The sequence below is a fragment of the Cellulophaga sp. 20_2_10 genome, from assembly GCF_023476645.1.
Classification (GTDB): Bacteria; Bacteroidota; Bacteroidia; order Flavobacteriales; family Flavobacteriaceae; genus Cellulophaga.
This window is the reverse complement of record NZ_JAMCOJ010000001.1, coordinates 269232-296137: the sequence shown is the minus strand read 5'-3', so window position 1 is coordinate 296137 and position 26906 is coordinate 269232. Positions and strand designations below refer to the sequence as shown.

Sequence of the window (26906 nt, the reverse complement as noted above, 5' to 3'; positions counted from 1 at the left end):
GTATTGTTCTAAAACATAATACTATATTATTTTTAATATTTGTTACTTTTTTACAGTAATGAAGATATAAGTTTTTATCTTACAGGACTAACCAACCAACCCAAATAATGATAAAAAAATGGTTTAAAAATATTGGTCCAGGTCCGTTAATAGCAGCTGCCTTTATTGGTCCAGGAACTATAACGGTGTGTACCTTAGCGGGAGTGCATTTTGGATTTGCCTTGTTATGGGCTATGGCTCTTTCTATAGTTGCAACAATTGTTCTTCAAGAGATGTCTGCTAGAGTAGGTATTGTATCTCAAAAAGGGTTAAGCGAGATTATTAGAACAGAGATTAAAAATCCTATTGCAAAATGGTTTACAATAGTACTTATACTTTCGGCTATTGTTATTGGTAATGCAGTTTACGAGGCAGGTAATATAAGTGGTGGTATTCTAGGTTTAGAGGCAATATTGGGAGATTCTTATATACATATAGGTCGTTTTTCTTTTAACTATTTAAGCATTTTAATTGGTATAATTGCATTTGTATTACTTTATATAGGTAATTATAAGGTTTTAGAAAAAGCATTGATTTCACTAGTAATAGCAATGAGTTTGGCTTTTTTAATTACTGCAATAATAACTAAACCAGACATTTCATTAATCTTTAGCGGCATATTTAAACCAAATTTACCTAAAGACGGAATATTAACTGTTATTGCTTTAATAGGAACAACTGTTGTACCTTATAATTTATTTTTGCACGCTTCATTAGTAAGCGAAAAATGGAAATCGGTTTCTGATTTACAATATGCCAGAAAAGATACCATTGTGGCTGTTATTTTAGGAGGTGTTGTGTCTATGTGTGTTATAATATCTGCTGCTGCAATTCAAGGTAGTGAAATTAATTCGGCTGCAGATTTAGCCAAAGGATTAGAGCCTTTATTTGGTAGTTTTGCCAAGTATTTTTTAGCAATTGGTTTGTTTGCTGCTGGTATAACTAGTGCAATTACAGCTCCGTTAGCTGCTGCCTATGTTACCTGTGGTTGTTTGGGTTGGTCTACAAATTTGAAATCTTCAAAATTTAGAGCCGTTTGGATGTTTATTTTGTTTTTAGGTGTTTTATTTTCTTCACTCGGAATTAAACCTATTGAAATTATAAAATTTGCTCAGATAGCAAACGGAATTTTACTGCCAATTATCGCTGCTTTTTTATTATGGATAATGAATAAAAAGTCGGTTTTAGGAGCATATAAAAATAGCATAACTCAAAATATATTAGGCTTTATTATTCTAGCTATTAGTATTTTACTATCTATAGCAACCTTAAATAAAGTGTTCTCTTTAAACTTATTTTAATGACGGTAAAAACAATAGATATTAATGTAGATGTTGGTGAGGGTATTGGTAATGAGTCGCAATTAATGCCCTTTATTTCTTCCTGTAATATTGCTTGTGGTGGTCACGCTGGCACTATGGATTTAATGAAGCATATTGTGCGTTTAGCAAAAATAAACCGTGTAAAAATAGGTGCTCATCCTTCTTTTCCAGATAAAGAAAATTTTGGAAGAGTAGCAATGGCTATTAGTAATGAGGAGTTATTAAACTCTATACAGAAACAATTGCTAAACCTACTAACCATAATTGTAGAGGAGAAAACCACATTACATCATATAAAACCACACGGCGCTTTGTATAATTTGGCTGCGGTAGACGAGAATATTGCCAAAGTGGTTGTAGCAGCTGTAAAAAGCATTAATTTACCTGTAAAATTATATGTTCCTTATAATTCTATAGTTGAAAAAATAGCAATAAAAGAAAATGTAAAGATTAGGTATGAGGCTTTTGCAGATCGTAATTACAATGACGATTTAACCTTAGTTTCTAGGTCACAAAAAAATGCAATTCTGCAAGATTTTGATTTATTATTTAATCACGTTTACGGTATGTATGCCAATCAAGCAGTAATAACCGTACAAGGGTCTATAAAAAAAATAAAGGCAGATACTTTTTGTATACACGGTGATAACCCTAATGCCGTAGAAATTATTAAGCAGTTAAAAGATAAATTTGAAGATTTAAATATTGATGTTGCATAGCTTATGACCGCTAATTTAAATTATAAAATATTTGGTGACACCTCTATTTTAATAGAGTGGGAGCCAGTTATTGCAAAAGATGTTTTGCGTGATGTATTGGCGTTTATTTCTAAAATTGAAGCTACTTACATATCAGGAATTCAGGTAACAACAGCGTATAATTCTCTTTTAATAGTTTTTGATGACTTTAAAGTGAATTTATCAAAGGAGATTGAAAATTTAAAACAAATATACCTTCAGAAAAGCAAAAAAATACACAGTAATAATACACTTTGGAAAATTCCCGTTTGTTATGAAGATGAATTTGGAATAGATCTAAAAGAGATTGCTGCAGAAAAGAACAGGACCGTAAATGAAATTATAGAAGTACATACAAAAACAGTTTACACCGTATACTTTATTGGTTTTTTACCAGGGTTCTTGTATTTGGGCGGATTGCCAGAAGAGATAACAATGCCCAGAAAGGCAACACCTCGTTTAAAAGTTGAAAAAGGGTCAGTTGCAATTGGCGGTAACCAAACCGGGGTTTACCCTGTAGAGAGCCCTGGAGGCTGGAATATAATTGGGAATTCGCCACTTACTTTTTTTGATGTAACTAAAGATGTTCCTTGTTTTGCTAAAGCAGGAGATGCTATTCAGTTTTATTCGGTTCCAAAAAAGAAATATAATGATATTAAAACCTTGGTTAATGCCGGTGTTTTTCAAATAGAAAGTGAGGATTACAATGGTTAAGGTGTTGCAAACAGGTTTTTATACTTCTGTGCAAGATTTAGGCAGGTTTGGCTACCAGAAATACGGAGTGCCTTATGCTGGTGTTATGGATGAAAGAGCTGCCGTGCTAGCTAACTCTTTGTTGGGGAATACTACAAATTCAGCCGTTTTAGAGTTTACAATGACAGGTCCAAAACTTCAGTTTTTATCTAACACCAGAATATGTATTACAGGTGGAGATTTTCTGCCAATAGTAAATAGCATACCTATAAAGAACGATAGTGTAATTGTTATAAAAAAGGGTGATATTCTCTCTTTTGGAACAAAAAAGAGTGGTTTTAGAGGTTATATTGCTGTTTTAGGTGGATTTTTAACTGATTCTGTTATGAATAGCAGAAGTATGTTTAATAACGTAACCAAACATCACGTTCTGCAAAAAGATGGTGTTTTACCTATTGATAATGTTGAAATTCTAGAAAACCAGTCTTACGCTAGTTTAGCTGTAGATAACACTTATTTAGAAGAAAAAATTATTACAGTACATAAGGGTCCTGAGTTTACTAAGTTAGATGCTCATCAACAGAAAAAACTATTCAATACGGTGTTTACGGTGTCTAAAAACAATAGTAGAATGGCGTATCAACTGTCAGAGTTGGTAGAAAATAGGTTAAAATCAATAATAACATCAGTAGTGCTACCAGGAACGGTGCAATTAACTCCGTCTGGTCAACTTATAATTTTAATGAAAGATTGCCAAACAACAGGTGGTTACCCAAGAGTGTTACAGCTTACAGGTGCGGCCATAAATACACTAGCTCAAAAATTTACGGGAGATGAACTTGCTTTTAGTTTGATATAGAGAAAATAGGGAATAGGGAATAGAGAATAGAGAAGAGAGAAGAGAGAAGAGAGAAGAGAGAATAGAGAATAGAGAATAGAGAAGAGAGAAGAGAGAGAATAGAAAATAGATAAGAGATAATAGAGAATAAATAATAGAAAAAAACTAAAAATCTAATCTAAAACCCTTCTAAAACCCTTCAAAAACCCCAAGTCCAAACAAAGCAAAGTCGTACTTAGATGGGTCTTTAAGATCTAGTTTGTAGGCTACTGTATCAGTATAAACATTCTATATTAACAATTCTATATACACCATACTTTTAAGTCAATTTTTAGATACTATTAGTTTTTTTTCTTAAATTAAGTATAAATCTTTCATTTAAGCTACTTTTTTTCTTACAAAATCAGTATTTTCCGACGAATTAAAAATTGGTTTGCTGAATATGTCAAGAAATACATTTATCATAATAACAACATTATTAATTTTTTATAGTGCATTCGCACAGAAAGATTCTGTAAACATCTATCAAATACAATATGAAAAAACTTTAACTATAGAAGAAGGTCGTAGACCATTTATAGCTGTTTATGAGTTAAATAATTTTGTAGAGCTAAATAAATCTATATATACAAAAAAAGGTAAGCCGAAAACTACAGAAGCTTTTACTAAAGATGAAGATGACGATTCTAGGTTAACTTTTACGCCAACTGGTAAAAATATAACTACCTTATTTAAGGACTACAACAATGGCACCTTTTACTCTAAACATGAAGTTGCTTACAAGTATTTTGTTGTTAAGGATAGTCTAAATATTTTTAGTTGGAGCATACAAAATAATACTAATGAAATTTTAGGTTTTAAATGCCAATTAGCAACAATGGATTTTAGAGGTAGAAAATATGAGGCTTGGTTTACGCCAGATCTTCCAGTAGGCGGTCCTTATAAATATGATGGCTTACCAGGTATGATTTTAGAGCTGAAATCTGTAGATAACTTTATCTCTTTTAAACCTGTAAGCATTAAAAACACTAAGGTAAAGTTAGCTAATTTAGAAAATCCTTTTGATACAAAAGATGCACTAACTTGGCAGGAGTTTAAAGACTTGTACAAGAAAAAAGCAATAGAACTTTTAAGTTACGCACCAGCTGAAAATAGTGGAGGTGTAGTATCTTCTAGAGGTGGTATTGAATTATATATAGATGCAGATGACAAAGAGTATAATGATGCATTAGATAAATACCATAAGAAATTTTCTAAAAATTAATAGCACACATAACTTTTGAAAAATTTCCTTTGTTCTAAAATTTTACTAATACCATTTCTTTTATTGAGTAGTATAGCATTAAGCTATTCACAAGTAATAAAAGGTACCGTTACTACTAGTGGTAATACACCTATAAACGCACAAATACTATTAAAAGAACCTAATGCTAGTGCAATTAAAGAGTTTATACTTGTTACTAAAGGAGCGTTTGCATATCAACTTAAAAAAAGTTACTCTACTAATAGTTTGTTTTTAACTGTTAAAGCTACGGGGTATACAGCTTATACAGAAGAGATAAAAGGATTTAAACCATTAGATACATTAACTTTTAAGTTTGTATTGTTTAAAGAAAAAATTGAATATTTAGATGAAGTTGTAGTTGAAAAAAAGAAAGCATTTACAATAAAGGAAGATACTGTTACCTATAATGTAGATTCTTATGCAGATGGTACAGAAAGAAAAGTAGAAGACTTACTAAAGAAACTTCCGGGTATAGAAGTTGATAGTGGTACGGGTAATATTAGTTACAGGGGTAAAGCTATAGAATCAGTTACAATTGAAGGGGATAACTTGTTTGATTATAATTATACTATTGGTACTAAAAATATAAATATAGACTTAATTGAAGAAATAGAAGCTATAGAAAACTACTCTGAAAACAAACTTTTAAAAGGGATTGAAAATAGCCAAAAAGTTGCTTTAAATTTAAAGCTAAAAAAAGACAGGAGTGACATTTCTGGTGGTATAGATATTGGACTGGGTGGTTTTACTACTTCTAAAAGGAGTCCATTAGAAATAGCAACAAATTTATTGGCAATAAATAAAATACATAAATCTTTTGCTGTAGGCGCTTACAATTCTATTGGTGAGAATTCGTCTCCTTTTAATTATTCTGGTTATCAAATTACACAAGAACAATTAAAAGATAAAAATTACTACACTCAAAATATAATTCCAGAATATAATATTAATCAGGTTACTAATAACAACTTATCAAATCAAAATAGTCAGTTGTTTACTAATTTTAATAGTATTTATACAGTAACTAATAAATTAAAAGCAAAAGTAAATTTATATTATTTGTCAGATAAAATTAACAGTAACCAGTTTTCAGAAAGTACTATAATTACTGGTGATGAGCAGTTTGCAATTTTTGATGATAATTATATAAACAAAAAACCTTTACAGTACAGAGGAGATTTAGAATTAAAGTACAACACATCTAAAACTTCATTGTTGGAGTATAATTTTAGTTTTAGGGATGAAACGATAGATACAGAATATAGAACTATATCTAACCAAGAGAATGATTTTAATTCACTACTTAATACCCAAAATACATTGTTTAAACAGAACTTGAAGTATACCAACAAGGTATCAGAAAACAAGGCTTTACAGATTAACTTAGCAAACTCTTTTAATAATTTAGATCAAAATTTCACCATTAATCCTTCTGTTTTTAATACTGAAAATTTTAATAGTGATATACAAAGTAATTCTTCTAAAAAATACAACACGGATTTTAAAACAGTTTTGCTAGGTAAAAGCAAAAACAACAATAAATACAGTGTTTTAGTAGGGTTTAATTTAGATAAAGAAACTTTTTATTCTAATTTAATTAGCAAAAATAACACGCAACAGTTAGCAGTTGATGGTAGTTTAAATGATATCAATTTTATTAAAAATAGCTTATATACTCAAGGATCATATAATTGGAAAATAGGAAAATTTTCTATTTCACCTAAACTCTCTTTTCAACAACTTTATCAGGGGTTAAAGGGTGCTACAAATCCCTTAGATGAAAGTATTATTATTTTTGAGCCTTCATTATCAGTGATGTATAAGTTTAATGGAAATTCGTATTTAAATTTGAATACAGGTTTTAATCAAAACACACAGGAAATTCAGAATGTATTTGAGAACCAAGTTTTAATTAGTAATCGTATGGTAAAAAATAATATTCCTGATATTACAACACAAAAAAATCAAAAATATAGTCTTTTTTACTCTAAAAATGATCTTTTTAATCAGTTAGCCTTATCATTAGGAGTAGATTACTTAAAGCAAAAAGGTAATTATTTTTCTAATACAGATATAAATGAAAACGCTATAAAAACAACAAGTTTTTTTCTAAATGAATACACAGATAATACTAGTTTGTTCTTTAATTTTTCAAAATTAATACCATCAATAAAAACCAATTTCAAAATTTCATCAAACTATTCAATTTATAATTATAAAAACATCATTAATAATTCAGGCTTAAGAGACAATAAAGCTCTTTACTGGTTTAATAGTCTTTTCTTAAAAACCGCTTTTAATTCATCAATTAATTTTGAGAATACAACTAAGTTTACTTATCATGAAGCCGTAAGTCAGAGTTCATTTGCAAATAAATCTTTAGAAAATAATTTAAAACTACTGTTTAAACCATCAAGGTCCTTATTTAGTACTATTTCTTATAACTACTTTATTCCAAATTTTACAGATAAGGGCACAACCAATTCATTCTTAAATTTTGATGTAATGTATAAACCAGAAAATAAAAACTGGCAATGGGGATTAAAAGGGGTTAATTTATTAAATAACACTTCATTTATAGTGGGAAATGTAAATGAGTTTTCTATTAACTCTCAAGAAACTAATTTATTAGGGAGGTGTTATTTACTTAGTTTTATGTATTCATTTTAATTTTTATTCTTCAGTAGACTATATACTTAGAATTATTAAAACCCTTCAAAAACCCCAAGTCCAAACAAAGCAAAGTCGTACTTAGATGGGTCTTTAGGATCTAGTTTGCGTAAACTTTTATCTAATTCCGCTAACGCTTTAGCATCATTCTGTTTTCGTTTTAGTAGCCCTAATTTACGAGCTACATTACCAGAGTGCACATCTAATGGGCAAGAGAGGAGTGCTGGATCTATAGTTTTCCAGATGCCAAAATCTACATTGGTATTAGAGTCTCGTACCATCCAACGTAAAAACATATTAATACGTTTAGCAGCAGAACCTTTTAAAGGGTCAGAGATATGTTTTGTAGTACGTTTTGGATGTTCTATTTCAAAAAAAGTAGTCTTAAATTTAGAAATTCCCGTTTGTAGGTCGTTTTCTTTGGTATGCGTTTTAAAAACAGCTTCTAAGCCACCGTGATTTGTATAAATGTTTTTTAAACTTTGTACAAAAAAGGTTAAATCTATTTCATTAAAAGTACGATGAACAAAACCTTTAAAATTTCCTAAATCGTCATCAGAATGATTTAAAACAAAGTCGTGCGGAGAATTGTCTAAAAGTTCCATCATTCGTTTTGCGTTCTTAATAATACTTTTACGGTTGCCCCAAGCAATAGTAGCGGTTAAAAAAGCAGCAATTTCTACATCTTCCTTTTTAGTAAAACTATGCGGAATTTGTATAGGATCTGAGGTGATGAAATCGGGATTGTTATACTGTACAACCTTTAGATCTAAAAACTCTTTTAATTCGGTTTTTGTCATTATTCAATAGGGATATCTAAAATTTTAAGAGCTAAAATTGGTAAAAACAACATAAAATTATGACTAGCGTGTAACAGCATAGACCAGCCTAAGCCAAACTTAACACGTATAAATGATGCAAAAGTTCCTAAAACCAACTGCGGAGCTACTAAAAATGGAGACAATACTAAAACCGTTGGTGTAATTTCAAAATTTGTAATATGCACTGCTCCAAATAGTACAATGGAGATGTATAGCATAATTCTAAATGTTTTATGGTCTTTAAAAAAGCCAAGCGGACCTCTAAAAATTAGTTCTTCAAACACAGGAGCTACTATAACTATTAGTAATCCCAATACAGGAGTACTATATTCTTCAAAAGCCTTACTTATAGCGTGTTTATTGGGCTCTAAAATACCCGTAACTTCCCATATAGAGTTAAAAATTACAATACCAACGCCAATAGCCAAGCCCCAAAAGAGCAATTTTATAAAAACGGTTATTCTGTAAGTAAAATTGGTGTTCTCGTCTTTACTATTCTCGGGATCTTTTAAAAACTGATAAACTTCTTTTAACATTCTACTCTTTTATTTGTCCGTCTACCATTACTAATTTACGATCTGCCATATCTGCGAGCTCCTCATTGTGTGTTACAATAACAAAGGTTTGTCCAAACTCGTCTCGTAATTTAAAAAATAATTTATGTAGGTTATCTGCACTCTCAGAATCTAAGTTACCACTAGGTTCATCAGCAAAAATAATAGAAGGGTTGTTTATTAAAGCTCTTGCAACAGCAACACGTTGTTGTTCTCCTCCAGATAATTCGCTAGGTTTATGGTGGTATCTATGAGAAAGACCAAGAAAATCTAGAAGTTCTTTTCCTCTTTTTTCAGCTTCTTCTTTAGGTGTTTTTCTGATGTAAGCAGGGATACAAGCATTCTCTAAAGCTGTAAATTCAGGTAATAATTGGTGAAATTGAAAAATAAAGCCAATATGTTCGTTTCTAAAGGATGAAAGATCATTAGATTTTTCTTCTTTCTTGATAAATCGTAAAATACCTAATATTAATAAGGGTATAACTAGAACAATTCTTATTGTTAACATTACATATTCATCTAGGTTTTCAGGGCTTATAAAAAGTGAAACAGCGACAAATATGGAGTATATTATTTTTAGAAAAAATAACCATTGAGCAGATTTCTTAGCTTTTTTTTCACTGTATAATGTAATATCTGTATCATTAATAACTAAAGAAGAATCTTTTTGTAAATCGGGATTATCTAAGGTTCCTAGTATCTGCAATAGCGTAGTTTTACCTGCGCCAGAAGCACCAACAATAGAAACAACTTCACCTTTTTTTATATGAAGATTTACACCTTTTAAAACCTGAAGTTTCCCGTAAAACTTTCTAATATTTTTAGCTTTTATCATTCCCTTATTTTTTCGCCGATGAAAGTAGTCATTAGCTGTGATATGGCAAAAATAAATAAAAGAAAGCGGTATTTAATATTCAATTTTAATACCTATTTTTGAAAGAGAAGCGGACTTTTTAGATTTAAAAGTTCTTAAACGGAATAAAAACTACATTAAAACAAAATACATACTATGTCTTTTTACAAAAACTTTGAGGAGTACAACTTAGAAGCAGCAGACGAAGTAAAGGATAATTATTCTAAAATAATTAAAGGTGTTGGTGAAGATATAGAAAGAGAGGGCTTAGTTAAAACACCAGAAAGAGCAGCAAAAGCAATGTTGTTTTTAACTCAAGGATACGAGCAAGATCCAGTAAAGATATTAAAGGCTGCAATGTTTAAAGAAGATTATGACGATATGGTTATAATTAAAGACATAGAGTTGTATTCTTTGTGTGAGCATCATATGTTACCATTTTTTGGAAAAGCACATGTTGCATACATACCAAACGGGCATATTGTTGGTTTAAGTAAAATACCAAGAATTGTAGATGTATTTGCAAGAAGACTGCAGGTGCAAGAGCGCTTAACACACGATATTTTAGAGTGTCTAAACGATACATTAAAACCACAAGGTGTAGCTGTTGTTATAGAGGCTTCTCATATGTGTATGATGATGCGTGGAGTGCAAAAACAAAATTCTGTTACAACAACATCTGGTTTTAGAGGTCAGTTTGAAAAGCAAGAAACGCGAAATGAGTTTTTAAAGTTGATAAGCTCTAGTCTTTCGTAAAAAAAACACTGGCATTACTTTTGTATATTAGTAAAGTACACTAACTATTTTAATATGACAAATACTAAAAATAACAAATATAAAGACTTGTTCTTGGGTCTTCTTTTTGATGCAATAGGAATGCTTTCTTTTTCAGTTATAGGAATAGGAGAGTTTACAGATGTTGTGTGGGCTCCAGTTTCTTATTGGTTAATGACTAGAATGTATAAAGGTACGGCAGGCAAAGCAGCAGGTATGGTATCTTTTGTAGAGGAATTAATACCTGGAACAGATTTTATACCTTCTTTTACCTTAATGTGGCTATATACATATGTAATTAGCGGATCTAAACTAGATAAAGTTATCACTAAAAAATAGTATGAGTAAAAAAATTATACCATTTATTGTAATATTCTTCTGTTTATTACTAATTTTAATGCACCTACTTACTGCGGATTATAATGACTTAAGTATTGGTTTTTATGTGGGTATTATTTCAGCTACTGCTGTAACTGTAGCAATGATTTTTAATATTAGAGCAAGAAATAGAGGTGAAATTGAATAATAATTATATCCTAGAACTGATTTGAAAAGAAGAAATTTTGTTAGAAAAGCCACACTAACTACTATGGCAGGTATTATTGGGGCGGATATTGTTTTTGGTTCTAAAATGCCAATAAATTACCAACCGTTAGCTTTGCAAGATACAGATCCATTTGTTTTATTTGGGTTAGATAAAGAAATGGTGGTTTTAAATGATAAACCTTGGAATATTGAAGCCAAAGCTCATTTATTAGATGAAAAAGTAACATCTAATAAAAATATGTTTATTAGAAATAATGGTATTCCACCAGAAAATATAGATGTTGCTAGTTGGACGCTTGTCATAGATGGTGAATCTGTAGAACAGACAAAAACGTATACTTTATCAGAATTAAAATCAAAATTTAAGCACTATACTTATCAACTTACTGTTGAATGCGGCGGTAACGGTAGGTCCGAGTTTAACCCGCCAGCAAAAGGAAATCAATGGACTATAGGTGCTGTTTCTTGTGCTAGTTGGACTGGTGTTAGGCTTAAAGATATTCTTGATGATGTAGGTGTAAAAGATTCTGCGGTTTACATTGGGTATCACGCAGCAGATTCTCATATTAGCAGAGATCCAAATAAAGAGCCTATTTCTAGGGGTGTACCAATGCGTAAAGCGGTACAAGAGGAAACTTTAGTAGCTTTTAAAATGAATGGTGAAGATATTCCGGCAGCTCACGGCTACCCTTTACGTTTGGTTTGTGGTGGTTGGCCAGCATCTACTTCTGGTAAGTGGTTAAACCGCATTAGTGTTCGTAATATTGAACATGACGGGGCTAAAATGAAAGCACCAGCTTATAGGGTTCCCAAAAATACAGTTGCTCCAGGAGAAAAGGTAGAAGATGAGGATATGAAAATTATAGAGTCTATGCCTGTAAAATCTTTAATTACTTATCCAAAGTCTGGTGCAGTGTTAGAATTAGATAAAAAATTGAAAATTCGTGGTCACGCTTGGGCAGGAGAATTAGAAGTTGATCAAATGGAATATTCCATAGACTTTGGTGCTACTTGGCAAACGTGTTCTATAGAAAAACCAGTAAATAGATTGGCTTGGCAACATTTTAATGCTGTAATTACATTTCCTGAAAAAGGATATTATGAAGTTTGGGCTCGTGCTACAGATGCTAATGGAGTAGGGCAACCAATGTTGGTTCCTGGGTGGAATCCTAAAGGATACTTAAACAATGCTTGTCATAGAATAGCTGTAAAAGTGAAATAGATGAGTGAAGAAAATAAATTTAAAGGCCAAGCTAAACAAGTCTACAGAATGCTTATTATGGTATGGTGTGTTGTACTTTTGGGTACAGCCTTTGCTATATATGCGCTTGTAGATCCTAGTTTATCTGCTTTTAAAGAAAAAGAAACAGAGTTAGTTGTAGTAGATGATACTATAAGTGAAGACGACTGGGATAAAGTTGAAAACGGAATACATTTAAGAACTGGCTTTGTTGATGATGACGGGTTAATGACAGTGGTTACTAATTGTACAAGCTGCCATTCTGCTAAAATGGTGACTCAGAATAGAATGACAAAAGAAAGATGGATTGCTACAATTCGTTGGATGCAAGAAACACAGAATCTGTGGGACTTGGGTAAAAACGAAGACATAATAGTAAATTACCTAGCTAAAAATTATGCACCCAAAAATATGGGTAGACGGGCAAACTTAGAAAATATAGAGTGGTACGAGTTGAATTAGTTAATCAATTAGACTGATTTGCAGCTATTATTTTAAAAAACGACCTAAGCCTAGTCTAGAAAGCATTTTCTTTTCAAAAGCCCAAAAGAATTTAAATTGTCCAAATAACCAACCAAAAGCAACTAGCAATATTTGGTAAATTGGGAAAATAACTAAAATACGTACTGCCCAATAAGGAATAGCATAGTACCAGTCTGTAGGGAAAATTTCTCTTGTAAAACCTATGAACTCTAAAAATGGTCTTGCAATTTTTAAAGAAGAGGATCCTGTTACAGCAAAAACAAGAAGTATCATAACAATGGCGAAATTAGAATCTATTCCCCAGCGTTTTTTTAATTTGTCCATAGTAGTGTTTATTCGGTCGCAAATATAATAGCTTATATGCGAGGAACAAAATACCCAAGACGTTGATTGTACTTTCTTTGAAAATATATGAAGTAATTGTATAGTTTATAGTTAACCTCGTAGCCGTAATCTGTATTAGAATTGTAATTTATTTGCATTTCGTACAAATTAGGATCATATCTAAAAGGTTGTGCTGCTCTAGCGTTCCACTCAATTACATAAACTCTATTTCTTGTTTCCAGGTAATTTTGGGAGTAAAACTGTTCTGGCCTTGCATAACTTGCTAACCAAGCACTAAACCCTGGATCTATTATTGTTATTTCGTATTCAGATTCTTCATCACCAATTACAACAGCTTCACCTTCTTTTTCGGTAAATATTTCTTTTTCGGCATCAGAAATAGTCACAACTTCTTTAGAGCTAACGCAACTATTTAAAAATAGAGTAGTAGCTAATAATAAACTATATAAATAAGTTCGCTTTTTCATAGCTTTTAGATTTACTCTAAGATACAAAAAAGCCACTTAAAAAAATTAAGTGGCTTTTTATATGTAAAATAAGTGTTTTTATTTTCCAAAAAGTCCGCCTAAAAGACCTCCAATTCCAGAATCTCCACCTTTGTTTCCTCCAAGTACCATACCAGCAACATCGTCTAAGATGCTACCATCTCCATCAGAATCTAAAAAAGATTCAATTAAAGATTGTTCTTTGTTGCTGTTATCGTCATTACCCAATAAGCCACCTAAAAGGTTCCCTATTCCGTTAGATTCACCAACTTGTTCGTTCTTTGCTTGTTTACCTAAAACCCCCATTAAAAGTGGAGCAGCAATTTTTAGAATGGTAGCAACAGTATCAGAACTTACACCAGCTTTTTGGCTTAATGCATTTTCTACCTGTGGTTGTTTTGCTCCTAATACGTGATTTAAAATGCCTTGACCATCGTTCATAACATTGTCATCTACACCGCCACCAAATAAACCTCCAAGGTTATCTAAAATGCTACCATCATGTTTACCTGATAAAGCACTCATTAATCCTTGAGCTCCTTCTGGAGTAGCTGAGTTTTTTTTCATGGCACCCATTAATAAAGGTAACGCCATGCTTAAAACACCTGCTGTTTTTTGTTCAGATTCTCCTGCTTGACCAGCAACACCTTTAATAATCTGCGACCCTAATGGGCTATTTAATAAATCTAATAATCCTGACATTTATTTTGTTTAGTTAATGTTTAATAATGATTCAATTTACAAAAAAAAAAGTTGGTATTATAGAATAACCGATAAGCTGCAATTATTTCAGTAAAGTAACAATCTGTTGTGCTAATTCTTCACCTATTCTATCTTGCGCATCTTTAGTAGCAGCACCAATATGTGGTGTTAATGAAATTTTTGGATGCATTAAGATTCTTATTTCTGGATTTGGCTCTGATTCGTATACGTCTAAACCTGCAAAAGAAACTTTGTTTTCTTCTAAAGAATCAACCAAAGCAACTTCATCTAAAGCACCACCACGAGCTGCATTAATAATACCAACACCATGTTTCATTTTATCTAAATCAGCTTCACCAATAGTGTATCCTTTTTGTGCAGGAACGTGAATAGTAATAAAGTCGGATTCTTTTAAAAGTTGATCTTTAGGTGTGTTTTTTAGCTTAAAAGAAACTGATTGTCCATCAAAAAAAGAAACGGCAACTGTAGCTTCTTCAACCTTTATATCATGGTAAATCACCTTCATGCCAACACCAAGTGCTATTTGTGCTGTGGCTTGACCTATTTTACCAAAACCAATAATACCTATGGTTTTACCTCTAAGTTCTACGCCTTTAGCATAGGCTTTCTTAAGCTCTTTAAACTTGCTGTCACCTTCTAAAGGCATAATACGGTTGGCATCATATAAATAACGCACACCATTATATAAATGTGCAAATACTAGTTCTGCTACAGAAGCAGAAGAGGCAGCAGGCGTATTTATAACGTGCAGTCCTTTTTCTTTAGCGTAATCTACATCTATATTATCCATACCAACACCACCACGACCTATTAACTCTAAAGTAGGGCAGTTGTCTATAATATCTTTACGAACTTGTGTAGCACTGCGTACCAATAAGGCAGAAATTTTATTTTCGTTTATGTAATTAGCAAGCTGTTCTTGTGCCACAGTTGTTGTGTTTACAGAAAAACCAGCTTTTTCTAATGCGTCTATACCGTTTTGAGATATACCGTCGTTTGCTAATATTTTTTTCATACTTAATCTTAATTAGTTGTAACTGCTTATGCGTTTCTTTCTAAGTCGCTCATGATGTCTACCAGTGCACCAACACTATCTAAAGACAGTGCATTGTACATAGACGCTCTATAACCACCAACAGATCTATGACCGTTAATACCATTAATACCAGCTTCTTTACACATGGCATCAAAGGAATCTTTTAATTTCTCATCTGTTAAGTTAAATGTGGCATTCATAGTAGAACGGTCTGCTTTTTCTGCATACCCTTTAAACATTGGGTTTAAATCTATTTCTGAATATAAAAGTTGTGCTTTTTTATTATTTATTTCTTCAATAGCTTCTATACCACCTAGGTTTTTTAGCCATTGTAGGGTTAGCATGGATGTATACACGGCAAAAACGGGAGGAGTGTTAAACATACTTTCTTTGCTAATATGTACTTTATAATCTAACATAGAAGGTATTTGTCTAGTTACCTTACCTAAAACGTCTTCTTTAATAACTACTAGTGTTGCACCAGCCGGACCCATATTTTTTTGGGCTCCCGCGTAGATTAAGTCGAACTGAGAAAAATCTAATTTACGAGAAAAGATATCAGAACTCATATCGCAAACCATTGGAATTTTAGTCTTTGGAAATTCTTTTACCTGAGTTCCAAATATGGTATTGTTAGATGTTAAATGAAAATAATCTAAATCTGCAGGAACCATATAGTTTTTTGGTATATAGTTGAATTTTTTGTCTTTAGATGATCTTACTTCAACAACTTCTCCAAATAACTTAGCTTCTTTAATAGCTTTATCACTCCAAGTACCTGTGTTTAAATAACCAGCTTTATTTTCTAATAAATTGTAAGCTGTCATTAAAAATTGCATGCTAGCACCACCTTGTAAAAATAACGCTTTGTAGCCTTTGCCTTTAAGGTCTAAAAGTTCTAGAGCTAAAGATTGAGCAGTATCCATTACTTCAACAAAGTCTTTACTACGGTGAGATATTTCTATTAAAGACAATCCAGAGCCATTAAAATCTAGTATAGCTTCTGATGCTTTTTGCAATACTTCTTGTGGTAATATGCAAGGTCCTGCGCTAAAATTATGTTTTTTCATTTGTAAGAATTTGTTTGTAATTGGCACATGCAAACCAATTAATGTTTGTGAGTTAATTAACTATGTGCTAATTGTTTAACCCTATAATAAATTTATTTAAATATTGCGTAAAGGTCTAACTTTTATAGCAATAGACCTTTTTTTATTTTAATTAATTCTAAGATGTTTTCAACAAGAATTCAACAGTGTCTACATTGTCTGCATAATCTGTTAAACTAGGGAGTTGTGTTTTTCCAAAGGCAACTTCATCATCTAATAATCCATTAGAAACAACGCATTGTATTTTATCTTTGTCTGTGTTTAGTTTTTCTTTTAACTCTTCAATAGTATCATAGTACTCATAAAAGACAGAAGAAATAGGAGAGGCGTAGCTAGGATCTTCTTTTATCATTAAAAACCCATTCTCCAAAATTTTAAATTCACTCATTAAATATACAGCCTTGTTGTAGTCGTAGTTGTTAGCGTATTTAACGTGGTGTATAATATCTTGTTTTGGGTACATAGCTTTAAAGAACGAGTCAAAATCGTATCCTTTAGGAACAAATAATTTAGATACACTTCTACAGCCCAAACCATAGTATCTAAATACATCTTCACTAAGTTTTTCTAGTTGTTCTTTGGATTCATTCCCTGTTAAAACTGCAATTGAATTTCTACTTTTTCTTATGATATTAGGTTTTTTACCGAAGTAATGCTCAAAATAACGAGCTGTATTGTTGCTTCCAGTAGCTATTACGGCATCAAAGTTTTCTAACCTTCCCTCTATGTAAACTATTGCGTTTGCTAGACTAGGAAGTTGTTCTATTAAGAATGAAGAAACAAAAGGTAAAAGTATTTTATCGTTAGATGATAACTTAATTAATGCAGTGTTTCCTGTTAGAATAGTAGCTAAAAAATCGTGAAAACCAACAAGCGGAATGTTCCCTGCCATTATTATAGCTACACGTTTGTTATTTAACGTGTTTAAGTCGTATTGCTTAAACCAATTGTTTAAGTTTTTTTCTGTTAATAATTCACTCCAACTTTGCAAGCAAAAAAGAATATTTTCTTCCGTAAACCAACCGTTATATAAGCTAGCTGAGTGTACAGTATCATGCAGTTTAGATACCCACTCATTTGTAGTTTCTATCTGTTTTTCTGCGCTTGCATATTCGTAATAATCTGCAAACAAAGTTCCTAATTTAGAAAAAGCAACTATTCTATCTTCAAGTTTAGCCATTTTATTTGTATAGTGATTTAATAGGGTTTACCTTTGTGCAAAAGTAGATATACTGATTAAATATCAGTCTAAAAATTGATATAAATTATGGCAATAATAATAACAGACGAATGTATTAATTGTGGTGCTTGCGAACCAGAATGTCCAAATACAGCAATTTATGAAGGTGCAGATGACTGGAGATATGCAGATGGTACATCTTTAGAAGGTAAGGTGGTTTTGCCTAACGGAAAAGAAGTAGACGCTGAAGAGTCTCAAGAACCTATAAGTGATGAAATCTATTATATTTCCCCTGATAAGTGTACAGAGTGTAAGGGTTTTCATGAAGAACCACAATGCGCTGCAGTTTGCCCTGTAGATTGTTGCGTGCCAGATGATGATATAGTTGAAACAGAAGAAGTATTACTAGGAAAGCAACGCTTTATGCACCCTGAATAATAATATTTTAATTCTATTACATAAAAAAAGCGAGGACAATTGTCCTCGCTTTTTGCATTTATATGGTTTCTGTTTTTTAGAAATTAAAGTTAATTCTACTAAAAAGGTAAGTTCCATCTGAGCCCATTTGCACAGAATCTGCTAGACCACCTTGATCTGTCCAGCCATCAAACTGTGGTGATGGGTACTTGTTAAATAAGTTATTGGCACCAATTGTTAACTTAAGATTTTTGCAAAACTGATAACCAGCACTTAAATCTACAACCAAAGCAGCTTCGTAAACATCTGTAGCTACAGGGTATAAAGCATCTGCTTCTGCTTGTGTTGTAGCAGGAGTATCTACCCATTGAAAATCTTGTAATTGTACCTCGCTAAACTGTGTTAGAGTAGATTGTATGTTGAATTTAGAAGTAGCGTAACCAAGATTAAGTCCAAACTTGTAATCTGGAGCAGCAGCTTCTAAATAAGCTTGAGATAATGGTCCAAAAAATGTAAATTCATTTAAATTGCCATTGTGTATCTCTTTTACTTCAAGATCATTAAAGTTACCAATAAGTCCAACATTTAATTTTCCTTCACTACCAAGAGCTGTGCTGTAGTTTAATACAATATCTAAGCCAGACGTTCTGGTATCTACACCGTTAGCAAAGAACTGCGCAGCATCTACACCCAAAGGACCTAATACAGTTTGGTCTGTAAAGTTATCTGTTAATATAATACGGTCATCTACAGAGATAGAATAGGCATCTATAGTCGCAGAAAAACCACCATTTGTATAGGTAAAACCTAAACTAGCATTAAAAGCTTTTTCTTCGGTTAATTGCCCAATTCCAAAAGCTTTAGTTACTGTACTATTATTTGCTGATAATAAAGAAGGAACAGATCTACCAGCAACAATATTTGTAAAAATTAAGTTGTAATACAATTGCGCTAAAGAAGGAGCTCTAAAACCAGAAGAAACTGAACCTCTAAAAGCTAAATTATCACTAACCTTATATCTACTTGCAAGTTTAAAGTTAAATGTGTTACCAAAATCACTATAGTTTTCATAACGCAAAGCACCGCCAACCATAAATTCTTCAGATACATTTAATTCTGAATCTACATAAATACCATAGTTAGTTCTGCTGCGATCTACTTCGTTAGCAGGACCATAGCCAGGAAAACCTTGTGAGCTTCCAGGTAAATCATCTCCGTTACTATCTTGCGCAGCAGATTGTGTCGCGGGGTTTGTAACAGCAACGCCATTATCATCATATAAGGAATAAGAGGCTTCTTCTCCAGAGAAAATACCAAAGTTTTCGGTTCTATATTCAAATCCGTAAGCAACGTTTAAACCAGCTGCAACATCTTCAAAATACTTATTAAACTCTAATCCTGTAGTGTTCATAGATAAGTAGTGTCCGCCAGCATCAAAATCTGTTGGAGAAGCATCTTTTAAAGATGCGTTGTTTGTATTCTTTACAAAATAATGAAAATTGTTTTTACCATATGTATTATTAAAATCCATATTCCAACCATTTTCCATTGTATGTCTAACACCAGCAGATAATGAAGCATCTGTAATTAAAGATGTAATTTGAGGTGTAAAACCATTAGGGTAAAGACTAGGAACAGCTCTATTGTCGCCATCTGCAAAACCATCTCTAGAAAATGCGTTTGCATTAGTGTCTCTGTAGTTTCTGCCACCAAAAGCATATACTTCTGTGTTTTCATCTATAGGAACAGCAGAGTTAATCATAAAGTTAAATCCGTCAATAGCCGCGCCACCATATCCTTTTCTCCAAGAGAAACCAGGTCTAAGTGTTTTTTCTTTTGATAAAAATTCTGTCGTTAGATTAAGGTAGCCACCATTCTGTCCTAGAGGCATACCATAATTTACATCTATTTTAGTTGTAGCTCCATCAAATCTTTTGTCTTTACCATCTAATCTGTTCTCACCTTCTACGTTGTATAAGGTTTCTCCAGTTTCTTCGGCCCATCCATCGCCAATAGCAGTACTATAAGCTCCGTAAGTTACTCCGCCAGAAAAACCATCTGTTTTGGTTTTTAAAACAATGTTAATTACGCCTGCAATAGCGTCAGAACCATATTGTGCAGAGGCACCATCTCTTAGTACTTCAATTCTTTTAATGGCAGAAGTAGGAATAGCATTTAAATCTGTTCCAGAATTTCCGCGACCTCTAGTTCCAAAGATGTTTACTAAAGAAGATTGATGTCTTCTTTTTCCATTTACCAAAACAAGTGTTTGGTCAGGACCAAGGCCTCTTAAAGAAGCAGGTACAATATGGTCGGCACCATCAGATCCAGATTGTTTGGTAGCATTAAAAGAAGGGGCGGCATATTGTAGAATGTCACTAACTTCTGCTTTCCCTGTGTTAGAAGCAATTTCTGCTACATCTAGTACATCTATAGGTACAGCAGTGTCTGTGGCTGTTCTCTTTGGACTTCTGGAGCCAACTAGTTGTATTTCATCTAAAAGCATACCTTCAGATAAAGTTACATTAATTGTTGTTTTGCCAGACGTGCTAATTTCCTGTGTTGCAAAGCCAATGTAGCTAAATACAAGTGTTGCGTTTTCTTGGGTATCAATGGAGTACTTACCATCAAAATCGGTAGATATTCCATTTGTAGTTCCTTTTTCAAGGATGTTTACCCCAGCAAGTGGAGCTCCTTGGTCGTCTACTACGGTACCCGTAATTGTGCTTTGGCTAAACGAGAACGAGAAGCATAAAAGACTTAAAATAAGAATGCATTTTTTTTTCATATAGGTTGATATTTAGGTTTTTACTAATCTAAAGGTAATGAAAAACGTTTTATTTGTTCTTGAAAATTTATAAATGGTATATTTGCGGCACTAAAAATAGAATTAGAAATGAAAGCAGGTATTGTTGGATTGCCAAACGTGGGGAAATCTACCCTTTTTAATTGTTTATCTAATGCAAAAGCGCAAAGTGCAAACTTTCCCTTTTGTACTATAGAACCTAACATTGGAGTAGTAAACGTTCCTGATGCAAGGTTACAGAAATTAGAAGAATTGGTAGATCCAGAGCGCGTTTTGCCAGCTACTGTAGAGATAGTAGATATTGCAGGTCTTGTTAAAGGAGCTAGTAAAGGTGAAGGATTAGGGAATCAGTTTTTGGGAAATATTCGTGAAACTGATGCTATTTTACATGTTTTACGTTGTTTTAATGATGACAATATAGTGCATGTAGATGGTTCTGTAGATCCTATTAGAGACAAGGAAACTATTGACATGGAATTACAGTTAAAAGATTTAGAAACTGTAGATAAAAAACTAGAAAAAGTTAAGCGTACTGCTAAAACAGGAAATAAGGAAGCGCAAAAAGAAGAGGCTGTTCTTTTAAAAATAAAAGAAGCATTGGAAGCTGGAATTTCTATTAGAGCTATTGAAATAGATGAAAAGGATAGAATAGAATTTGTGAAACCTTTACAATTTATTACAGATAAACCAGTGATGTACGTTTGTAATGTAGATGAAGAAGGTGCTGTTAGTGGCAATGCATATGTAGAGAAAGTAAAGGAAGCTGTTGCTAAAGAAAATGCTGAAGTAATTTTCTTGGCAGTAGGTACAGAGGCAGATATTACGGAGTTAGATAGTTATGATGAACGTCAAATGTTTTTAGAAGATTTAGGCTTAAAAGAGCCTGGTTCTGCTAAGTTAATTAGAGGAGCATATAAATTATTAGACCTAGAAACTTATTTTACAGCTGGAGTTAAAGAGGTTCGTGCATGGACTATTCCTGTAGGAGCTACTGCGCCACAAGCGGCAGGAGTTATACATACAGATTTTGAGAAAGGATTTATACGTGCAGAAGTTATTGCTTATGATGATTATGTTGCTTTTGGTAGTGAAACAAAAGTAAAAGAAGCAGGAAAAATGCGAGTAGAAGGTAAAGAATATATAGTTAAAGACGGAGATGTAATGCATTTTAGATTTAATGTATAATTAAATACTTTTTTTATAAAACAAAAAAATGCCACAATTAACGTTGTGGCATTTTTTATGAGTTAGGGTTAAAATCCCTAACTTTTTAAAGTAGTGCAGTTTTGTAACTACTTAATTTTTATCTATTAACAAAATAAAAAGTACTATTGTTAATTACTTTAAGCCGTAGGAGTTTCATTTTTTTCTAACACTTACTATATTAGCGTGAAAACTGCAATTACCCAAAACTAATGTCAGACAATACTAAATATACAGAAGACAATATCCGTTCGCTAGATTGGAAAGAGCATATTCGTATGCGTCCTGGAATGTATATTGGTAAATTGGGTGATGGTTCATCTGCTGATGATGGTATTTACATACTTCTAAAAGAGGTGTTAGATAACTGTATAGATGAATTTGTAATGGGTGCCGGTAAAACCATTGAGATTGGCATAAAAGACAATGTGGTTAAGGTGCGAGATTATGGTCGTGGTATTCCGCTTGGTAAAGTTGTAGATGTTGTGTCTAAAATGAATACTGGTGGTAAGTACGATTCTAAGGCCTTTAAAAAGTCTGTTGGTTTAAATGGTGTTGGTACAAAAGCAGTAAATGCTTTGTCTAACTTTTTTAAGGTAGAATCTTCTAGAGAAGGGCAATCTAAATGGGCGGAGTTTAGTCAAGGTAATTTAGTGGCAGAAGAAGGGCCTGTAGAAAGCTCTAAGCGAAAAGGAACAAAAGTCTCTTTTACTCCAGATGAAGCTATTTTTAAAAATTACAAGTATAGAAACGAGTATGTAATTCGTATGCTTAAAAACTATGTGTACTTAAACCCTGGTTTAACTATAGTTTTTAATGGTGAAAAATATTTTTCTGAAAACGGATTAAAAGATCTTTTGGAGGAAAACAACAATGCAGAAGACTTACTGTATCCTATTATTCATTTAAAAGGAGACGACATAGAAATTGCTATCACACACAGTAAAAGTCAGTATAGTGAAGAGTATCAATCTTTTGTTAATGGTCAACATACAACACAAGGTGGTACGCACCAAGCAGCTTTTAGAGAGGCGATAGTAAAAACAATACGAGATTTTTACGGGAAAAATTACGAAGCTTCAGACATACGTAAATCTATTATTTCTGCTGTTTCTATTAAAGTAACGGAACCTATTTTTGAGAGTCAAACTAAAACAAAGCTTGGTTCTACAGATATGGGGGGTAACTACCCAACGGTACGGACGTATATTAACGATTTTGTTGGTAAGTATTTAGATAACTACCTGCATAAGAACACAGATACGGCAGATACTTTACAGCGCAAAATAATACAAGCAGAACGCGAACGTAAAGATTTGTCTGGTATACGTAAATTAGCAAAGGATAGGGCTAAAAAAGCAAGTCTACATAATAAAAAGCTTAGAGATTGTCGTGTGCATCTAGGTGATTTAAAAAAAGATCGAAGATTAGAGTCAACTTTATTTATCACAGAGGGAGATTCTGCTTCTGGATCTATTACTAAGTCTAGAGATGTAAACACACAAGCGGTATTTAGTTTAAAGGGTAAGCCTTTAAATTCTTATGGGTTATCAAAAAAGATAGTGTACGAGAATGAAGAGTTTAATTTACTTCAGGCTGCATTAAATATAGAGGAGTCTATGGAGGATCTGCGTTACAATAATATTGTAATTGCAACAGATGCCGATGTAGATGGTATGCACATTAGATTGTTATTAATTACATTCTTCTTGCAATTCTTTCCGGAATTAATAAAAGAAAATCATTTATATATATTACAAACTCCACTTTTTAGAGTTCGTAATAAAAAACAAACTTTCTACTGTTATAGTCCAGAAGAGAAAGCTGATGCTATGGAGAAGTTAAGTGGTAAGCCAGAAATAACCCGATTTAAAGGTTTAGGTGAAATATCTCCAGATGAGTTTCAGCACTTTATTGGAGCAGACATTCGTTTAGAGCCTGTAATGCTAGATAAGTCAATGTCTATAGAGCAATTGCTTAGTTTTTATATGGGTAAAAATACGCCAGACAGACAAAAATTTATAATCGAAAACCTTAAAGTAGAACTTGATATAATCGAGGAAAACTAATTATAAACCAGATAAACACGAGTCTTTCTTTATGGAAGAGAACGAAGAAATTAACGAGAATCTAGATAGTAATATAGACGATCCCCAAAACGAGCTTACCAAGGTTACAGGGATGTACAAGGATTGGTTTTTAGATTACGCGTCTTATGTAATTTTAGAACGTGCTGTCCCTGCTATAGAAGACGGTTTTAAGCCTGTGCAGCGTAGAATTATGCACTCGCTTAAAGAGTTAGATGATGGTAGATACAATAAAGTAGCTAACGTTGTTGGTCACACAATGCAGTATCATCCACACGGCGATGCTAGTATTGCGGATGCTATGGTGCAAATTGGTCAAAAAGATTTGCTAATAGACACACAGGGTAACTGGGGTAACATACTAACAGGGGACAGGGCTGCGGCATCTAGATATATAGAAGCTAGATTGTCTAAATTTGCTTTAGATGTTGTTTTTAGTCCAAAAATTACAGATTGGCAACAGTCTTATGATGGTCGTAAAAAAGAACCAGTAAATCTTCCGGTAAAATTTCCTTTATTACTTGCTCAAGGTGCAGAAGGTATTGCCGTAGGTTTATCAACAAAAATACTTCCGCATAATTTTATAGAACTAATAGATGCTTCAATTAAGCATTTAAAAGGTCAAAAATTTAAGTTGTTTCCGGATTTTCCTACTTCTGGAATTATAGATGTCTCTAACTATGGTGATGGTTTACGTGGCGGAAAGATAAGAGTAAGAGCAAAAATAGCTCAATTAGACAGGAGTACGCTGGTTATAAATGAGATACCCTATGGGACTAACACTTCTTCTTTAATAGATTCTATTCTAAAAGCAAATGAAAAGGGAAAGATTAAAGTTAAGAAAATTGAAGATAATACTGCTGCAGATGTAGAGATTTTGGTGCATTTGCCTTCTGGTATATCACCAGATAGAACTATAGATGCATTGTATGCCTTTACAGCTTGTGAATCATCTATCTCTCCTTTGGGTTGTATAATTGAAGATAATAAGCCGCTTTTTATTGGTGTAACAGAAATGTTAGAGCGTTCTACAGATTATACTGTAGAGTTGCTTAAAGCTGAATTGGAAATTCAATTAAGCGAATTAGAGGAACAATGGCATTTTTCTTCATTAGAACGTATTTTTATAGAAAACAGAATCTATAGGGATATTGAAGAAGAGGAAACTTGGGAAGGAGTTATTTCTGCTATAGATAAGGGGTTAGCACCATTTACCAAGCATTTAAAAAGAGCAGTTACAGAAGAGGATATTATGCGTTTAACAGAAATACGTATTAAACGTATTTCTAAATTCGATTTAGATAAAGCCCAACAGCTATTAGATAGTTTAGAAGAGCGTATAGCAGAAGTAAAACATCATCTAGAACATTTAATTGAATTTGCTATAAATTACTTTAAGAACCTTAAAGATAAATACGGTAAAGATCGTGAGCGTAAGTCGGAAATTAGAATTTTTGATGATATTGAAGCGACAAAAGTGGCTATTAGAAACACAAAACTCTATGTAAATAGGGAAGAAGGTTTTATCGGTACTTCTTTAAAGAAAGATGAGTATGTTGCAGATTGTAGTGATATAGACGATATTATTGTATTTACCGCAGAGGGTAATATGATGGTTTCTAAAGTTGACTCAAAGACATTTGTAGGTAAAAATATTATTCACGTCGCTGTGTTTAAGAAAAAAGACAAACGCACCATCTACAATCTAATCTATAAGGATGGTAAAGGTGGGCCTAGTTATATAAAGAGATTTAATGTTACATCTGTAACAAGAGATAGGTTGTACCCATTAACTACTGGTAAACCAAATTCTGAAGTTTTGTATTTTTCTGCCAACCCTAACGGAGAAGCGGAAGTCGTTACAATTCACTTAAGACAGGTTGGTAGTGTTAAGAAGTTGAAATGGGATATGGATTTTTCGGACATCTTAATTAAAGGAAGATCTTCTAAAGGAAATATAGTTAGTAAATATGCTGTAAAACGTATAGATCTAAAAGAAAAAGGAGTTTCTACGCTTAAGCCGCGTAAAATTTGGTTTGATGAAGTTGTAGGTCGACTTAATTTAGAAGGAAGAGGTGAATTGCTAGGGGAATTTAAGGGTGATGATTTAATTTTGATCATCACGCAAAAAGGAATTGTAAAGACTATTAAGCCAGAAATTACGATTCATTTTGATGAAGATATGATAGTCTTGGAAAAATGGAGTCCTAAAAAACCAATTTCTGCAATTTATTTTGATGGAGCAAAAGAGCGTTATTACATAAAACGTTTTCTTGTAGAGCAAGAAAATAAAGAAGAGTTATTTATATCTGAACATCCTAAATCTGTTTTAGAATTAGTTTCTACAGATTGGAGGCCAATGGTAGAATTAGAGTTTACGAAACCACGAGGCAAGGATCAAAAACCAAACCAAGAGGTTAATATAGAAGATTTTATATCGGTTAAAGGAATTAAAGCTTTAGGGAATCAATTGACCGCAGATAAAATTAAATCTGCTAACGTATTAGAGTCGTTACCTTATGAGGAACCAGAAGAAGTGGTGGAAGAACATGAAGATGAAGAGGTGTTAGAAGGTGAAGAAGGTGATGCTAAAAAAACAAATTCGGAAGATGATTCTAGTGATGATGACATAGAACAAACAACTCTATTTTAGAAAAATT

The 26906-nt window shown here is 32.7% G+C and carries 25 protein-coding genes; 15 read left to right on the top strand and 10 right to left on the bottom strand.

What is annotated here, in order from left to right; all coding sequences use genetic code 11:
- Nucleotides 1–107 precede the first annotated feature (107 nt).
- The 6 genes from M4I21_RS01325 to M4I21_RS01300 all read left to right on the top strand — a co-directional run bounded on the left by M4I21_RS01325 (nt 108) and on the right by M4I21_RS01300 (nt 7584).
- Nucleotides 108–1340, top strand: a complete 1233-nt coding sequence (locus M4I21_RS01325) for an Nramp family divalent metal transporter (RefSeq protein WP_249557164.1) — start codon at nt 108–110, stop codon at nt 1338–1340.
- Nucleotides 1340–2080 (top strand): 5-oxoprolinase subunit PxpA, encoded by a 741-nt coding sequence (pxpA, locus tag M4I21_RS01320; protein WP_249557161.1) that lies wholly within the window; start codon nt 1340–1342, stop codon nt 2078–2080. The genes M4I21_RS01325 and pxpA overlap by 1 nt, the downstream gene beginning before the upstream one ends.
- Before the next feature lie 3 nt (nt 2081–2083).
- Nucleotides 2084–2812: a 5-oxoprolinase subunit PxpB gene (gene pxpB, locus M4I21_RS01315; protein WP_249557159.1), complete on the top strand. Its 729-nt coding sequence runs from the start codon at nt 2084–2086 to the stop codon at nt 2810–2812.
- Nucleotides 2793–3650, top strand: a complete 858-nt coding sequence (locus M4I21_RS01310; RefSeq protein ID WP_249557157.1) for a 5-oxoprolinase subunit C family protein — start codon at nt 2793–2795, stop codon at nt 3648–3650. Before pxpB ends, M4I21_RS01310 begins: the two co-directional genes overlap by 20 nt.
- 421 nt (nt 3651–4071) lie before the next feature.
- Nucleotides 4072–4893: a GLPGLI family protein gene (locus tag M4I21_RS01305; RefSeq protein ID WP_249557155.1), complete on the top strand. Its 822-nt coding sequence runs from the start codon at nt 4072–4074 to the stop codon at nt 4891–4893.
- A gap of 63 nt (nt 4894–4956) precedes the next feature.
- Entirely contained in the window at nt 4957–7584 is a 2628-nt protein-coding gene (locus M4I21_RS01300; RefSeq protein WP_249557154.1) for a TonB-dependent receptor, read from the top strand.
- A 35-nt stretch (nt 7585–7619) separates the two neighbouring features.
- Here M4I21_RS01300 and M4I21_RS01295 read toward each other — a convergent pair whose 3' ends face one another.
- Genes M4I21_RS01295 through M4I21_RS01285 form a run of 3 tightly spaced genes read right to left on the bottom strand, consistent with a single transcriptional unit; the run spans nt 7620 to nt 9794 of the window.
- Nucleotides 7620–8384 carry a TIGR02757 family protein gene (locus tag M4I21_RS01295; protein WP_249557152.1) on the bottom strand — a complete coding sequence of 255 codons (765 nt, stop codon included), beginning with the start codon at nt 8382–8384 and terminating at the stop codon, nt 7620–7622.
- Nucleotides 8384–8941, bottom strand: coding sequence for a CPBP family intramembrane glutamic endopeptidase (locus tag M4I21_RS01290; protein WP_249557151.1), 558 nt, complete (start codon nt 8939–8941; stop codon nt 8384–8386). The genes M4I21_RS01295 and M4I21_RS01290 overlap by 1 nt, the downstream gene beginning before the upstream one ends.
- A gap of 1 nt (nt 8942) precedes the next feature.
- Nucleotides 8943–9794 (bottom strand): ABC transporter ATP-binding protein, encoded by an 852-nt coding sequence (locus M4I21_RS01285; protein WP_249557149.1) that lies wholly within the window; start codon nt 9792–9794, stop codon nt 8943–8945.
- Nucleotides 9795–9968: 174 nt separating this feature from the next.
- Here M4I21_RS01285 and folE point away from each other — a divergent pair, with 174 nt between their 5' ends.
- From folE to M4I21_RS01260, 5 genes are read left to right on the top strand one after another with little or no spacing between them, the layout of a single operon-like run.
- Nucleotides 9969–10568, top strand: coding sequence for a GTP cyclohydrolase I FolE (folE, locus tag M4I21_RS01280; RefSeq protein ID WP_249557148.1), 600 nt, complete (start codon nt 9969–9971; stop codon nt 10566–10568).
- Between the two features lie 54 nt (nt 10569–10622).
- Entirely contained in the window at nt 10623–10925 is a 303-nt protein-coding gene (locus tag M4I21_RS01275) for a hypothetical protein (protein WP_249557147.1), read from the top strand.
- 1 nt (nt 10926) lies between these two features.
- On the top strand, nt 10927–11112 hold the full coding sequence (locus tag M4I21_RS01270; protein ID WP_249557146.1) for a hypothetical protein: 186 nt from the start codon (nt 10927–10929) through the stop codon (nt 11110–11112).
- A gap of 21 nt (nt 11113–11133) precedes the next feature.
- Nucleotides 11134–12354: a sulfite oxidase gene (locus M4I21_RS01265; protein ID WP_249557145.1), complete on the top strand. Its 1221-nt coding sequence runs from the start codon at nt 11134–11136 to the stop codon at nt 12352–12354.
- Nucleotides 12355–12834 (top strand): monoheme cytochrome C, encoded by a 480-nt coding sequence (locus M4I21_RS01260; protein WP_249557144.1) that lies wholly within the window; start codon nt 12355–12357, stop codon nt 12832–12834. It begins immediately after the preceding gene.
- A 27-nt stretch (nt 12835–12861) separates the two neighbouring features.
- Here the strand turns inward: M4I21_RS01260 and M4I21_RS01255 are convergent, their stop codons facing one another.
- The 6 genes from M4I21_RS01255 to M4I21_RS01230 all read right to left on the bottom strand — a co-directional run bounded on the left by M4I21_RS01255 (nt 12862) and on the right by M4I21_RS01230 (nt 17733).
- A complete protein-coding gene (locus M4I21_RS01255; protein WP_249557143.1) occupies nt 12862–13179 on the bottom strand; it encodes a DUF6787 family protein in 318 nt (105 codons plus the stop codon).
- 32 nt (nt 13180–13211) lie between these two features.
- A complete protein-coding gene (locus tag M4I21_RS01250; protein WP_249557142.1) occupies nt 13212–13667 on the bottom strand; it encodes a DUF6146 family protein in 456 nt (151 codons plus the stop codon).
- A 78-nt stretch (nt 13668–13745) separates the two neighbouring features.
- A complete protein-coding gene (locus tag M4I21_RS01245; RefSeq protein WP_249557138.1) occupies nt 13746–14387 on the bottom strand; it encodes a DUF937 domain-containing protein in 642 nt (213 codons plus the stop codon).
- An 82-nt stretch (nt 14388–14469) separates the two neighbouring features.
- Nucleotides 14470–15423, bottom strand: coding sequence for an NAD(P)-dependent oxidoreductase (locus tag M4I21_RS01240; protein WP_249557136.1), 954 nt, complete (start codon nt 15421–15423; stop codon nt 14470–14472).
- Nucleotides 15424–15449: 26 nt separating this feature from the next.
- Entirely contained in the window at nt 15450–16514 is a 1065-nt protein-coding gene (gene serC, locus M4I21_RS01235) for a 3-phosphoserine/phosphohydroxythreonine transaminase (RefSeq protein WP_249557134.1), read from the bottom strand.
- A gap of 157 nt (nt 16515–16671) precedes the next feature.
- Nucleotides 16672–17733, bottom strand: coding sequence for an acyl-CoA reductase (locus tag M4I21_RS01230; RefSeq protein ID WP_249557133.1), 1062 nt, complete (start codon nt 17731–17733; stop codon nt 16672–16674).
- A gap of 87 nt (nt 17734–17820) precedes the next feature.
- Here M4I21_RS01230 and M4I21_RS01225 point away from each other — a divergent pair, with 87 nt between their 5' ends.
- Nucleotides 17821–18171 (top strand): 4Fe-4S dicluster domain-containing protein, encoded by a 351-nt coding sequence (locus M4I21_RS01225; RefSeq protein ID WP_249557132.1) that lies wholly within the window; start codon nt 17821–17823, stop codon nt 18169–18171.
- A gap of 76 nt (nt 18172–18247) precedes the next feature.
- On the opposite strand, the gene M4I21_RS01220 is transcribed toward M4I21_RS01225, so the two are convergent.
- The gene (locus M4I21_RS01220; RefSeq protein WP_249557130.1) at nt 18248–20938 is read right to left on the bottom strand and encodes a TonB-dependent receptor; all 2691 of its coding nucleotides are present in this window, start codon (nt 20936–20938) and stop codon (nt 18248–18250) included.
- Between the two features lie 108 nt (nt 20939–21046).
- On the opposite strand from M4I21_RS01220, the gene ychF reads away from it, so the two are divergent.
- From ychF to M4I21_RS01205, 3 genes are all read left to right on the top strand, one after another.
- Complete coding sequence (ychF, locus tag M4I21_RS01215) at nt 21047–22141, top strand: redox-regulated ATPase YchF (RefSeq protein WP_249557129.1); 1095 nt, start codon at nt 21047–21049, stop codon at nt 22139–22141.
- 230 nt (nt 22142–22371) lie between these two features.
- Entirely contained in the window at nt 22372–24228 is a 1857-nt protein-coding gene (locus tag M4I21_RS01210; RefSeq protein WP_249557128.1) for a DNA topoisomerase IV subunit B, read from the top strand.
- 31 nt (nt 24229–24259) lie between these two features.
- A complete protein-coding gene (locus M4I21_RS01205) occupies nt 24260–26899 on the top strand; it encodes a DNA gyrase/topoisomerase IV subunit A (protein ID WP_249557126.1) in 2640 nt (879 codons plus the stop codon).
- Nucleotides 26900–26906: the final 7 nt, after the last annotated feature.